This window comes from Nocardiopsis sp. NPDC101807 (genome assembly GCF_044766605.1).
In the GTDB taxonomy this organism is placed as follows: Bacteria; Actinomycetota; Actinomycetes; order Streptosporangiales; family Streptosporangiaceae; genus Nocardiopsis; species Nocardiopsis tropica.
The window spans coordinates 382001-395207 of the sequence record NZ_JBIWMK010000001.1 but is presented as its reverse complement, the minus strand read 5'-3'; the positions used below and the strand labels follow the sequence as shown (position 1 = coordinate 395207).

The following is a 13207-nucleotide window of genomic DNA, read 5'->3' as shown; positions in this document are numbered from 1 at the left end:
CGGAAGAACCGACCGGATCAAAGAGGAAAAAGGGACAAATCTACGACATAAAGGTGAGGGACTTCGAGCCCACCAGAGGTGACACGGACACGAGGAGTGCCGGCCTCCCCGAGTTCACCGCCCCGGCCAACGGGGGCACACCACGGTGTGGCCCGCCCACAGCGGCCCTCCTGCGCGGTCGAGCACCTCGCGGACGACCCCGTGCGCCCGATCCGGCTCGTCCATGGCCCGCACGACCCGGTCGGCCAGGCCGGGGTCCAGGTCGCGGAGCTCGCGCAGCAGCCACTTGCCGGACCCCTGCCAGTGGCGCGCCGCGGCCAGGGCCAGCCGTGCGGCCTCGGTCAGCGCCCGCCAGGCGACGAAGGCCCTCTCCCCGGGGTCGGTCGCCCCGGAGAGGTCGTCGAGCAGGTCGGTGAGGACGAAGCGGCGCTCGTCGAGCTCTGCCGGGGACAGGGGCGCGGGGCCGGCCGCCAGCCGGGCCCGCATCCGCTCGCGGAATCCCGCGCCGAGACCGCCCGTGTCGGTCACCACCACCCCCTCCGCGAGCAGGCGGGGGATCCCCGGCCAGCGCCGGGCCAGGTTGTCCTCGCAGTAGGCGGCCAGGGTCTGCGGGTCGTGGACCAGGACCTCGACCGGCCAGCCGAGCCAGTGCAGGGAGCTGCGGTAGGGGGCGGGCCTGGGCGGGGTCACCACGACCACGTCCAGGTCGGAGGTCGGGGTGAGGCGCCCGGCGGCCGAGCTGCCGCCGAGGAGCACCGCCAGGGCCTCGGGGAACAGGTGGCGTGAGAGGTCGATGACCGTGGTGACGGGGTCCGGCCGTTCTCTGCTCATTCCGTGGTCCTACCGCACCGGAGGCCGGTCCACGCGCGGGCCGTGCGGGTGCGGAGGGGTTCGGTGTCCCCCCCGCGCCCCGAGCGAGCCCCGGGTGGGCGGGGACACCCTGGCGCGCCTGCGTTCCCCGGGCGGGGGGCGGGCCGTGCCTCCGGGTGGGACGGTGTCCCACTTCATCGCGGTTTGTTGTCTTCTGTCTTGTGCTGGACATGCCGGTCGACGACCGGCGCGGACGCTGGAAACGCCCATGTCAGTCGTGCAATCTTTGCGTAGTCGATCAACTACTCAAAGTGATGACGGGGGCAGGGCCACATGACCGCGCCGATGGACGTGCCCGAATCCTCCCGACACGCCGACCCCGAGGCGGTGGTCGCGGGCGCGGCGAACGCGGCGAACAGGTCCCTGCGCCAGATCGCCTGGCAGAGGTTCCGCAGGGACAAGGTCGGCATGGCCGGCGGGATCATCGTCGTCCTCCTCATCCTCGTGGCCCTGTTCGCACCCCTCCTCACCGCCTGGCTCGGCCACCCGCCCAACCAGTTCGACCAGGACCTGGTCGACCCGCTCACCGGCGGGGTCCTGCGCGACCCCGACGACCCCGCCCAGGGGCTCGACCCGTGGGGCGGCATCAGCGCCCAGCACCTCCTGGGCGTCGAACCCGTCAACGGACGCGACCTGTTCAGCCGCATCGTCTACGGAGCGCGCACCTCCCTGCTGGTCGCCACCGTCGCCACCGTGGTGTGCGTCCTGATCGGCACCGTCCTCGGCATCGTGGCCGGGTACTTCGGGGGCTGGACCGACACCGTCATCAGCCGGGCCATGGACATCTTCCTGGCCTTCCCGCTGCTGCTGTTCGCCATCGCCCTCGTCGGGGTCATCCCCGACGGCGCCTTCGGCCTCTCCGGCAACAACCTGCGCATCGGCGTGCTGGTGTTCATCATCGGGTTCTTCAACTGGCCCTACATCGGCCGCATCGTGCGCGGACAGACCCTCACCCTCAAGGAGCGCGAGTTCGTGGAGGCCTCACGCAGCCTCGGCGCGGGCAGCGCGCACATCGTCTTCCGCGAGATCCTGCCCAACCTGGTCACGCCGATCCTCGTCTACTCCACCCTGCTCATCCCCACGAACATCCTCTTCGAGGCGGCCCTGAGCTTCCTGGGGGTGGGCATCAACCCGCCCACCGCCACCTGGGGCGGGATGCTGGAGGGCGCCCTGCGCTTCTACACGACCTCACCGCACTTCGTGATCGTCCCGGGCCTGGCCATCTTCGTCACCGTCCTGGCCTTCAACCTCTTCGGGGACGGGTTGCGCGACGCGTTCGACCCCCGCTCCTCCGACTGACGCACCGGGTCCGGCCCGGGCCGGACCGTTCACCGGACCGTGCGGGGCACGGTCCCACCATCGAATCCGACCAGGAGGCAAGGTGAGTACCCATCACTTCACACACGCGGGGCCACCCGGGCGGCGTCGCCGGCGCGGCCGGGCCACCGCGTGCACGGCCGCGATGGCGGTCGTGGCACTGCTGCTGAGCGCCTGCGGGGACGGCCGCGGCGGAGGCGGGGGAGGCGCGGTCGACGCGGAGTTCAACCAGGGGGAGACGGAGATCGTCAACCCCTCCGACCAGACCGGCGGCACCCTGCGGTACGCCATCTCCTCGGACTTCGACTCGCCCGACCCCGGCAACACCTACTACGCGTTCAGCTGGAACTTCACCCGCTACTACGCGCGCACCCTGCTCACCTACACCGAGGCGCCGGGAGAGGGCGGCACCGAGCTCCAGCCCGACCTGGCGGAGGGGATGCCGCAGGGCAACGAGGACTCCACCGAGTGGACCGTCGAGCTCAAGCCCGGCCTCAAGTACGAGGACGGGTCCGAGATCACCGCCGAGGACGTCAAGTACGCCATCGCGCGCAGCAACTTCGGCGACCAGGCCCTGCCCAACGGGCCCAAGTACTTCCAGGAGCTGCTGGCCGACAGCGATGACTACGAGGGCCCCTACGCGGACGAGGCCGACCCCCTGGCCGGGTTCGACGGCATCGAGACCCCGGACGACCACACCCTCGTCTTCCACCTGAACACGAGCTTCTCCGAGTTCCCGTACGTCCTGGTGCAGCCCCAGACGGCTCCGGTCCCGGCCGAGGCCGACCGGGGCGAGCAGTACCAGAGCCACGTCATGTCGTCCGGGCCCTACAAGTTCGACGGCGACTACCGCCCCGGCGTCTCCCTGAACCTGGTGCGCAACGACCAGTGGGACGCGGCCACGGACCCGACCCGCAAGGCCCTGCCCGACCGGATCGAGGTCCAGCTCGGGGTCGACCAGAACGAGATCGACCAGCGCCTGGTCAACGGCGAGGTCGACGTCGACCTCGCCGGCGCGGGGGTGGGCCCTGCCATGAAGGGCACGCTGATCACCGACGACAACCAGCGGCACAGCGTCGACAACCCGCAGACCAACACGCTGCGCTACGTCAACATCAACACCGTCATCGAGCCCCTGGACGACCCCGCCTGCCGGGAGGCGGTCATGTTCGCCGCGGACCGCGACGCCCTCCAGCGGGCGTGGGGCGGCGACACCGGCGGCGACATCGCGACGCAGCTGATGCCCGCCGCGCTCCCGGGCGCCGATCCGAGCATCGACCTGTACCCCTCCCAGGACGACAAGGGGGACCTGGACAAGGCCCGCGAGAAGCTGGAGGAGTGCGGTGAGCCCGACGGGTTCTCCACGGCGATCGGCGCCCGCGCGGACCGTCCCACCGACGTGAGCACGGCCGAGGCCCTCCAGCAGGCCCTGGCCCGTGTGGGCATCGACGTGGAGATCAAGCAGTACCCGTCGGACAGCTACACCAACACCCAGGCCGGGTCCCCGGACTTCGTGCACGAGAACGACCTCGGCCTGACCGTGTACGGGTGGGCGCCGGACTGGCCCAGCGGCTACGGGTTCATGAGCAAGGTGCTGGACGGCGACGCCATCCAGGACGCGGGCAACACCAACATCGCGGAGCTGGACGACAGCCAGATCAACGACTGGTTCGACGAGGTGGTCACCGTCGACGACCAGGAGGAGCGCGCGTCGATCTACACGCGGATCGACGAGCGGGCCATGCAGCAGGCCGTGATCGTCCCGGCCGTGTTCGAGCGGACCGTCCTGTACCGGCCGCCGCACCTGACCAACGTCTACTACCACGCGGGCTACTCCATGTACGACTACATGGCCCTGGGCACCACCCGGGAGTAGGCGCAGAGGGCAGGACGCGTCGTGGGCCGGGGGAGGGGTCTTCCGGCCCGCGACGCCTGTCTTCGCACCCCGTGCCGCCCCCCGCATCCACCGCGCATGCGGTCCGGGGTCCGGTCAGGCACCGGCCGACGCGGCCACTCCCGAGACGGCGCGCAGGTCCTCCGCGAATCCCGGGTAGGAGGTGGCCGAGGCCCTGCGAGCTTCCACTGTCATTCGGATTGCTCGTTCGCGCAGCTCAGGCGGGTACTTCCTCGGTGCTGGCATGTCTCTCATCCTTGCCAGGATTGAGAGCCTCCATCACACCCGGAACAAGGCAAACACCTACGGCCGGATGACACCGGGGTTGAACGAGGTCATGGCGTTGGTGAAGACCCGCAGGTTCGCGCACCACGGCAACCCGGTTGCGGCGTTCTGCTTCGACAGCGTGGAGGTGCGCCGCGCCCCGTACAACCCGGACCTGATCCGCCCGGACAAGCCGGAGCGGGACAAGTCCGGGAAGCGCATCGACGGTGTCCCTGTGGCGTCCATAGCGGCGTCGGCGTGGGCGCTCGATGACGACGACGAGGACGGCGGTTTCGCCTACGAGGGCCGCGGCCTCACCGTGGCCTGACCGAGCACCCTATCCGCAGTTGTCGTATGCGGATCGGCCGCCGGAGGCTGGGCCCACAAAGGGAACGTACACATACCCGGTATAGGCGACGCAACGCCCGCGTGCCGGATATGAAACCGCTGCGTAATGCGCGTAGTTGTCGTCGTCGCCAACGCGTTCGGCTGGGCTCAGCATGTAGAGATAGGCGCTTGTTCGTGACTCGACACCGTGCGCCAGGCTGATCTTGAGCGTCACCACACAATTCTCTTGATAGGTGCTGCTCCAGAGTAGATAAATGGTTCCGTACTGAATTCCGGTCGGGCGATAGTGGGCGCCATCGGAGTGAAGTGTGGTGTAGCTGCCACTGGTCCAACCGCAACCGGATCCGGCGCGCACCGCTTGATCAAGGGTGTGGGCGGATGCTGGCGCTGCCGTCAAGAACAACACGGAAGCGATGACGCTGAGGGCAGCAACAGCTTTCTTGAGGGATTTCATGGGGGTCCTTGTTGGGAGATATGTCCTTAAATCCTCGCCTGTCTCCAGAAATCAATCAAGAACTTGGCCAGATCCGGACGCCCTCACAGATCCGTGTTCCTTGTGATCAACGGCCTGAACTTCCCTGACGAGGAGAAAGCAACCGCTTGTGCTTCGGTGGACTCCTCTGCGGCCACTCCGATAAGCGTTAAAAGCGGTTGACGGCCCGGCCCGCCCCGGGCGCCGCCCGCACCAGCCCGGCCTTCTCCTCGACGGCCAACGCCCACCGCACCGTCGTGCGGGACACACCGAACTCGCGGCCCAGCGCCGCCTCTGACGGGACTGGCCCGCCGGCCGGGAGCCGCCCGTCCGCGATCCGTCCGGTCAGCTCGGCGGCCACCTGCTTGTAGGCGCCCCACACCGTCCGCTGCCCTGATTCTTTCATGGGCCCAACCTAGCGGGCCGACGCCGACTGGCCGGATCCGGCGAAGGACTATTGCCGGTTCGACGGTGTCACCGTTGCGGTGATGGCCGCGAACGCGATAGTCCTCGACGCCGACACTGACAACGGGGTGGTGTCCGCTTACGAGAAGTGCGGGTTCACAGTGGCCTGAGGTTTAAACGAAATCCATACAAGTGGCAGCGACATACCGGTTGTTGTGTACGTTCTGCCAAACAATGCTGTGCCACTCGGTACTCGTGCGCCCGCAAGCCGTGTATCGCGCTCCGAGATGAGTTCCACCCGTTACGCAGACGATCTGGCCCTTCTGGACGATGCCAATGACGGGGCCGTTGAGAGTCCTGGGGTCCGAGCGGATGTTCACGGCTTCCAGAGCTCGGGCATTTGCCCCGGCACAGTTCGCGGCCTGGGATCCGTGCTCTGAGAAGGTTCCCTGTGGTGCGGTCTGGGCATTAGCTGGTATTGAGTGGGCGAGTGTCGCTGCCATGACGGCGGTCAGTATAATGGTGCTCGATCTAAGTATTGAGGGTATGCTTCGCACGGAGATCATTTTTTGTGTTCGGGGGCGCCCACCCGTGGGTGGCCAGTTTTGTTGGCGCTTGGGTGATTTGGTTAGCCACAATTGTCAAATTCAAATCGCCCACCCCAGCCTGGGTCTGCGTTCGTGCCGTAGACGGTTCCTTGATAGGCGACGCACCTTCCGCCCGCCGGGTGGCTGACTGCTGCATAATGAGCGAAGTTGCCGGAGTCGGAATATCTTTCAGATCCACCCAGGTCGAGAGTGGCGGAAGTAAATGTGTTGACTCCGTGTGCTGATCCGCTCTTCAGTGTTACCACGCAATTCTCTTGATAATTATTACTCCAGAGAAGGTGGACGGTGCCGTTCTGAGTTCCACCCCTCGTCGTGGCCGCTGAGGAGTGGAGGGTGCTATAGCTGCCGCTGGCCCAGCCGCATCCTAGGGAGGCGCGGACCGCTTCGTTCAGTGTGTGGGCCGACGCTGGAGTTGCTGTCAAGAACAACGTGGCAGCGGATACGCCGAGGATGGCGGCCGCCTTCAAAGAGCGCATAGCGGTGGGTCCTTCGTGAGAGGTCCGTTCCTAGAGTCTCGGGCAACCCACGAGTACGCACAAGGGATTGGCCGGTTCCGGACACCCTACGGATCGGTGCATATTGCACGTAGAGCAAAAACTTTCCCACAGGTGGATGCTTCCACGACGTCTGCCGCCATGGCTTTCCCTATGTCCGACCTACCGGTCCGACCCACAGAAATGGGGCGGGCCCGTGTTCGCGTGGTTCCGGCTGCGGGTCGTTCTCCTCCGCAGCTAGCTGGGGGAGTTTATGCAGATGAGAGAAGTGCGAAGTGATATCCACGGCTTGAGTCTGGGCCTTTGGGCATTCTTTTTCCAGGCGGGTAGACGTGTTTTCCTGTGCCTGGGCGATGAAGCCACGACCACAGGAGGGCCGGTAACTGCTGGCACCGCTAGATCCGAGGTCGGAGAGGAAATGGCTCTCAGGAGGTAGCACCGGTGGGGAAGGGAATCGGGGCGTATACGCCGGTCCGGTGCCCGGGGGCGGTCCCAGTCCGGTGGGAGACGAGCGTCAGAGGCGGGGCCGGGTTCCCGGTGTCCGGGCGGCGATGCGCGGCATGTGCCACCTCGCTGTCGGGAGAGTTCGCCCCCGGGACAGGCCGTCGGGGCTCGTGTCCTCATCCTCCGGGCGGCCCCGGGGCGGCGCAACCGATTCTTGACCGTCTGCGCCCGGGTTCGAGTCCGCACGACGCCACGCGACCGTGGCGTCCCGCGGAGAGCGCCCCGGGGCCGTGGACCCGCCCCGCTTCCCGGCCTGGCCGCCGCGCGGGCGTTGTGGCATGATGCGTCGCATGTTCGATGACAGAAAGGCCCGTGCCGCGTAGACGGCCGGGGAGCCTGCGCGCCGAGAACCATCCCCGTGCGCGCCCAGGACAGAAGAAGTCGTCGGCGATCGACGGCCTGTCGTCCAAGACGATGGCCGAGATCCGGCGGGTCGAACACCGCCACCCGCAGTTGTGGCCGGGCATCATCGACGAGGCACTCCCCAGGTGGGAGAAGTACGCCCGGGACCCCGGGCGGCCCCCCTGGGACGACCGCCTCTACCCCCGCTCGTGGTACTGCTGCTGGGAGTGCTGCGGCAGCCCGCTGATGGCCAAGGAGTTTCTCGACCTTCTGACCCACGCCATGCGGAACCGGCCGGCGCGTGAGCTGCGCGCCCGGCTGCGCCGCCTGGACGAACTCCACGGGGTCCCGTACCCGTGACACGGGGCCGGCCGCCTCGTGCGGCCGTCCCGTTCAGGCGTCGCCGTAGAAGTGCTCCAGCTGCCGGTCCAGGCGCGCCAGGTCCGGGTGTTCGCCGAACACCGCCCCGGCCCAGCGCGCCAGGGCGACCTCCCGGGGCACGGCCGCCGAGGCCGACACCGCCTCCTGGGAGCCCCCGCGGGTCCGGTGGAGCCTCTCCGCCGCCGGTCCGAGCCGCTCCCACAGGAACGGCGCCACCAGCGCGGCGTGCTCCGGGTCCCCCCGGCCCGAGAGCGCGTCCTGCACCATGCGCATCGCCTCCGGGTAGTCCACGCCGTGGGCGTCGGCCACGCTCCGGGCGACCCTCGCGCGGTCCGACGCGCTGAACAGGTTCGGCATGGACGTCCTCCTCGAAACGGTGTCCCCCCGGGCGCGCGGTGCTTCCGCCCCGTGCGCCCTGCGCCCCGCGTGCACCGGGCCCGTGGCCCCGGCGGTGGCGCGTCCCTCGCAACAGAACTAGCACGGGGACGGGTCGGACGTGGTCAACTCCGGGTGAACGAGGGGCCCGTTCTTGTTCAGCTCCGGTACCGCGGCGGCCGTGCCCGGTCCCGGGGAGGGCTCCCCGGGACCGGGCACACACCGGCACGGATGAGCGTGATCAATGGAACACGCTCGGTTACTGTTGCCGGTGCGGGCGCGTCCTGGGCGGTCACCGTGATCCCGGCGGCCCGCCGCGACCTGCCCCCGTCCGAGCCCTGAACGGAGAGCACGCGCGTTGCTGACCTACATCCTGCGCCGTCTGGGCGCCGGCCTCCTGCTGTTGGCCGTGGTCACCCTGGTCACCTTCGCCATCTTCTACGTGGTGCCCCGGTGGGCGGGACGGACCACCGAGCAGCTGGCGACCATGTACGTGGGCCGCGCTCCCACCCCCGAGGCGATCCAGGCCACCATCGAGCGGCTGGGGCTGGACAAGCCCGTGTTCGTGCAGTTCGGGGAGTTCGTCCGGGGGATCTTCCTCGGCGCCGAGTACCGGTTCGGCCGCGACACCATCGAGTGTTCGGCCCCGTGCTTCGGCTACTCCTTCCAGAGCTACCAGGAGGTGTTCCCCGAGATCGTGGCCCGCCTGCCGGTGACGGCGTCGCTGGCGCTGGGCGCGGGCGTCATCTGGCTGGTCGGCGGGATCCTGGTCGGGGTGGTGTCGGCGGTGTGGAAGGGCAGCCTGTTCGACCGCCTGGCGATGGCCGTCGCCCTGGCGGGGGTGTCGCTGCCCATCTTCTTCACCGGTCTGCTGGCGCTGGCCTTCCTCGTGCACGCGTGGGGCCTGTTCGCCACGCCGGGCTACGTGCCCTTCACCGAGGACCCGCTCGGGTGGGCGGAGGGGCTGTTCCTGCCGTGGCTGACGCTGGCGTTCCTGCACGCCGCCATGTACGCGCGGCAGACCCGTGCGGGGATGCTGGAGACCCTGGGCGAGGACTACATCCGCACGGCCCGCGCCAAGGGGCTGGGCGAGAGGAAGGTGGTGCTCAAGCACGCGCTGCGCCCCACGCTCACCCCCATCGTGACGATCTTCGGCCTGGACCTGGGCCTGGTGCTGGGCGGCGCGGTCCTGACGGAGCAGGTGTTCTCGCTGAACGGGATCGGCCGGTACGCCGTCAACGCGATCACGCAGAGCGACCTGCCGGTGATCCTGGGGGTGACCCTGTTCGGGGCGTTCTTCATCGTCGTCTGCAACCTGATCGTCGACCTGGTGTACCCGCTGATCGACCCGCGCGTGCGCATCCACGGCTAGTGCCGGACGCACGGGACGTGCCGCCCGGCGCCGGGCGCGCACGGGGCCCCGACCGGGCGCCCGCCGAGGAGCAGTCCACAGACCCGCCGGACCGAGAGAGTAGAGGCGTCCCCTATGAGTGAGTCCGCACCGTCCTCCGCCGAGCCCGTCGTCCGGGTGGACGACCTGCGGGTGGTGTTCCCGACCATGGACGGCGAGGTCCGGGCGGTGGACGGGTTGTCGTTCGAGCTGCCCGCGGGCGGCGGGCTCGGCATCGTGGGCGAGTCCGGCTCGGGCAAGAGCGTGACGTCGCTGGCGCTGATGGGTCTGCACCGGGGGAGCCGGGCGCGGATCAGCGGGGCCGTCGAGGTGGCGGGCAAGGACGTGGTGTCGGCGTCGGACAAGCAGTTGCGGCGGATGCGCGGCAACGACATCGCGATGGTGTTCCAGGACCCGATGCAGTCGCTGCACCCGCAGTACACGATCGGCAACCAGCTGGTGGAGGCGCTGCGCGTGCACCGGCCGCAGGTGTCGCGTGCGCAGGCGCGCGACCGTGCCGTGGAGTCGCTGGACCGGGTGGGCATCCCGCAGGCGCGCAAGCGGATCAACTCCTACCCGCACGAGTTCTCGGGCGGCATGCGCCAGCGCGTCCTGATCGCGATGGGGCTGATGTGCGATCCCAAGGTGCTGCTGGCGGACGAGCCGACCACGGCGCTGGACGTGACGGTGCAGGCGCAGATCCTGGACCTGCTGGACGAGCTGCGCCGGGACCTGGACATGGGGCTGATCCTGGTCTCCCACGACCTGGCCGTGGTGGCCGGGTCGGTGGACGAGGTTGTGGTCATGCGCCACGGCGTGGCCGTGGAGCGCGGCGACGTGCGCCGGGTCCTGTCCGCCCCCGAACACCCCTACACGCAGGAGCTGCTGGCCGCGGTGCCGCGCGTGGAGGTCTCCCGCGCCCAGCGGAGGGCGCGCGACCGCTCCGACCGGGCCGCGAAGGCGCGCGCGGAGCAGCGCAGGCCGCCGTCGGGGGCGACGGCGGCGGAGGGCGTGGAGGAGCCCTTCGACGCGTTCGCCCCGGCCCGGGGGCCGGAGCGTGGCGAGGTCCTGCTGCGGGTGGAGGAGGTGTCGCAGAGCTTCAGGGTGAGGGGAGGGCTCTGGGGCCGTTCCACGGATTTCTGGGCGGTCAAGGGGGTGTCCTTCGATCTGCACCAGGGGGAGACGCTGGGGATCGTGGGGGAGTCGGGGTCGGGCAAGAGCACGCTGTCGCGGATGGTGATGCGTCTGCTGGAGCCCACCCGGGGCCGGGTGGAGTTCGAGGGGCGCGACATCACGCACATGTCGGAACGGGCGCTGCGTCCGCTGCGCCGTGATGTGCAGATGGTGTTCCAGAACCCGTACTCCTCGCTCAACCCGCGTCTGACGGTGGGGGACGCGATCGGCACGGCGCTGCGGGTGCAGGGGGAGAAGGACGGCAAGAAGATCCGGCGGCAGGTGCAGGAGCTGTTGGAGCGGGTGGGGCTGGAGCCCAACCACTACAACCGGTTCCCGCACGCGTTCTCGGGCGGTCAGCGCCAGCGGATCGCGATCGCGCGGGCGCTGATCCTCAAGCCGAAGCTGATCATCTGCGACGAGCCGGTGTCGGCGCTGGACGTGTCGACGCAGGACCAGGTGCTGCGGCTGCTGTCGGAGCTGCAGGACGACTTCGGGTTGACGTACATCTTCGTGGCGCACGACCTGGCGGTGGTGCGCCAGGTCAGCGACCGCGTCGCCGTCATGCGAAAGGGGGAGGTCGTGGAGCTGGGGAGCAGTGACGGCATCTACGGGGATCCCCGGAGCGACTACACGCGCCAGCTGCTCACGGCGGCGCCGGTGCTGGACCCGGAGGAGGCCCGCCGCCTGCGCGCGGAGCGCGTCCGGCGGCGGGCGGCGGGCGCCTGAGCCCGCCGGGGCGGGGCCGGCCCCGGGGCCCGTCGACCGCTCCGGGCCCTCCTGGGCCGCAGTCGCCCCGTGCGGAACCGCTCCCGGCGGGGCCGGGCGGACACGCTCCCGGCCCCCGCCGCTCAGAGCAGTCTGCGCCTGCCCGCCAGGGAGTCGATCCACTGGTGCAGGTGGTCCCTCCAGTCGCGTCCGGGGGCGTGGTCGGCGCTGAAGCGGTGGTAGCTGTCGCGGCCCTCGGAGAAGAGCAGGCCGGGCTTCTTGTCCAGCTCCAGCACCGCGTCGAACCCATGCCCGTCGGTGACCAGGGACAGCTCCAGCTCGTTCAGCCCCCGGTAGCGGCTCGGCGCCCGGAACTCGATCTCCTGGTAGAAGGGGAGCCGCTGCCGGGTCCGGGGGAGGTGGCCCCGCTCCAGGTCCGCCTGCTTGAAGGCGAACCCGAGGCCGACCAGCGAGTCCAGGACCGCCGCCTGGGAGGGGAGCGGGGCGATGGCCACGGGGTCGAGGTCGCCGGGGTCCACGGCGCCCGCCACGTGCAGGCGGGTGTTCACCCCGACGTGCATCCGGTGCAGGTGTCGGCCCTGGTGGACGGTGATGGGCGCCTCCCAGGGGACGGGGAGCTCGAAGGGCACCTGGAAGCGCTGCCCCGGGGCCAGGACGGTGCCCTCGCCCAGGCAGACCCGGTGGAACTCCACGTCGCTGTTGACCTCGTGGTCGCCGACCTCGGTCTCGACCCTGGCCTGGAGGCCGACGGTGAGCCGTTCGACCCTCTGCTCGACGCTTCCCGCCTCGACGTGGACGACGCCCCGCAGGACGCCGCCCGGTTGGGTTCCGGCGGAGTCCAGGACCGTTTCGACGGAGGCTCCGCCGAATCCGATTCCGGCGAGCAGGCGTTTGAGGACCATGGCGTGATCTCCGTACCGCGCCGGTGGTGCCGTGGCCGGGCGGCGTGCAGTCAGGGGAACGGGTTTCGGCACCCGGGGAAGAGACGCGGGGGAGGCGTCCGGGGTTCCCGGTCACCGTGCGTGTCGGCTCAGGTGAGGCCCCGCAGGAGGGCGCGCAGCCCGAAGCGGAAGCGGGCCTCGGCCTCGGCCTCGTCGGGGGCGTCCTCGTCGTCGGCGTGGCGGACCTGGTGGACGACCGCGCCGACGCAGTAGGAGTGGAGGGCGTCGGCGGCGCGGACCACGTCCTCGCCGGTCAGGCCGGCGTCGGTGAAGGCGCGGTGCATGAGGGCGCGGGTGGCGTCGCCGTCGGGGGTGCGCGGGGCGCGGTGCACCAGCAGGGAGAGCGCGCCGGAGTAGGCGAGCATGCGTGCGCGGTGCGTCTCGGCCCAGTCGGTCAGGCGCACGTCCCAGGGCCGGGTGTCGACGGCCTCCTCCGTCTCCGCGGGGCCGTCCTCCTCGGCCTCCCCGTCCGTGGGGGCGGTCCCGCCGGGGGCGGGCGAGGCCACGTAGGCGGCGATGGCGTTGAACAGCTGTTCCTTGCCCAGAGGGAAGTGGTGGTAGATGGCCATGGCCTCCACCTCCAGGGCGTCGCCGAGCCGGCGCATCGACAGGCCGCCCAACCCGCGCCCGGAGATGATGTGGAGCGCCTCGACGATGATGCGCTCGCGGCTGAGTCCGGCGTAGTTCCTGCTCACGGTGT

Annotated in this window: 12 protein-coding genes; 6 read left to right on the top strand and 6 right to left on the bottom strand. The window is 69.9% G+C overall.

Features of this window, described 5'->3' with window-relative positions:
- Window positions 1-114: 114 nt before the first annotated feature.
- Window positions 115-831 carry a nucleotidyltransferase domain-containing protein gene (locus ACIRPH_RS01785; protein WP_402908107.1) on the bottom strand — a complete coding sequence of 239 codons (717 nt, stop codon included), beginning with the start codon at window positions 829-831 and terminating at the stop codon, window positions 115-117.
- Between the two features lie 312 nt (window positions 832-1143).
- On the opposite strand from ACIRPH_RS01785, the gene ACIRPH_RS01780 reads away from it, so the two are divergent.
- The 3 genes from ACIRPH_RS01780 (at window position 1144) to ACIRPH_RS01770 (ending at window position 4673) form a co-directional block, all read left to right on the top strand.
- Window positions 1144-2169, top strand: a complete 1026-nt coding sequence (locus tag ACIRPH_RS01780; RefSeq protein ID WP_402908105.1) for an ABC transporter permease — start codon at window positions 1144-1146, stop codon at window positions 2167-2169.
- Between the two features lie 82 nt (window positions 2170-2251).
- Window positions 2252-4063, top strand: a complete 1812-nt coding sequence (locus tag ACIRPH_RS01775) for an ABC transporter substrate-binding protein (RefSeq protein ID WP_402908103.1) — start codon at window positions 2252-2254, stop codon at window positions 4061-4063.
- A gap of 355 nt (window positions 4064-4418) precedes the next feature.
- Window positions 4419-4673, top strand: coding sequence for a hypothetical protein (locus ACIRPH_RS01770; protein WP_402908101.1), 255 nt, complete (start codon window positions 4419-4421; stop codon window positions 4671-4673).
- A 9-nt stretch (window positions 4674-4682) separates the two neighbouring features.
- Here ACIRPH_RS01770 and ACIRPH_RS01765 read toward each other — a convergent pair whose 3' ends face one another.
- Window positions 4683-5147 carry a hypothetical protein gene (locus tag ACIRPH_RS01765; RefSeq protein WP_402908099.1) on the bottom strand — a complete coding sequence of 155 codons (465 nt, stop codon included), beginning with the start codon at window positions 5145-5147 and terminating at the stop codon, window positions 4683-4685.
- Window positions 5148-5334: 187 nt separating this feature from the next.
- Entirely contained in the window at window positions 5335-5571 is a 237-nt protein-coding gene (locus ACIRPH_RS01760) for a GntR family transcriptional regulator (protein ID WP_402908097.1), read from the bottom strand.
- A 1917-nt stretch (window positions 5572-7488) separates the two neighbouring features.
- Between ACIRPH_RS01760 and ACIRPH_RS01755 the strand changes: the two genes are divergently transcribed.
- Window positions 7489-7878, top strand: coding sequence for a hypothetical protein (locus ACIRPH_RS01755; protein ID WP_402908095.1), 390 nt, complete (start codon window positions 7489-7491; stop codon window positions 7876-7878).
- A 33-nt stretch (window positions 7879-7911) separates the two neighbouring features.
- Here the strand turns inward: ACIRPH_RS01755 and ACIRPH_RS01750 are convergent, their stop codons facing one another.
- Window positions 7912-8256, bottom strand: coding sequence for a hypothetical protein (locus ACIRPH_RS01750; protein ID WP_402908093.1), 345 nt, complete (start codon window positions 8254-8256; stop codon window positions 7912-7914).
- Between the two features lie 376 nt (window positions 8257-8632).
- On the opposite strand from ACIRPH_RS01750, the gene ACIRPH_RS01745 reads away from it, so the two are divergent.
- Together ACIRPH_RS01745 and ACIRPH_RS01740 are read left to right on the top strand one after the other, a co-directional pair.
- On the top strand, window positions 8633-9646 hold the full coding sequence (locus tag ACIRPH_RS01745; RefSeq protein WP_402908091.1) for an ABC transporter permease: 1014 nt from the start codon (window positions 8633-8635) through the stop codon (window positions 9644-9646).
- Between the two features lie 114 nt (window positions 9647-9760).
- The gene (locus ACIRPH_RS01740; RefSeq protein ID WP_402908089.1) at window positions 9761-11566 is read left to right on the top strand and encodes an ABC transporter ATP-binding protein; all 1806 of its coding nucleotides are present in this window, start codon (window positions 9761-9763) and stop codon (window positions 11564-11566) included.
- 122 nt (window positions 11567-11688) lie between these two features.
- Here ACIRPH_RS01740 and ACIRPH_RS01735 read toward each other — a convergent pair whose 3' ends face one another.
- Window positions 11689-12468, bottom strand: coding sequence for a sporulation protein (locus tag ACIRPH_RS01735; RefSeq protein ID WP_402908087.1), 780 nt, complete (start codon window positions 12466-12468; stop codon window positions 11689-11691).
- A gap of 128 nt (window positions 12469-12596) precedes the next feature.
- Window positions 12597-13202 (bottom strand): TetR family transcriptional regulator, encoded by a 606-nt coding sequence (locus tag ACIRPH_RS01730; protein WP_402908085.1) that lies wholly within the window; start codon window positions 13200-13202, stop codon window positions 12597-12599.
- Between the last annotated feature and the right edge of the window lie 5 nt (window positions 13203-13207).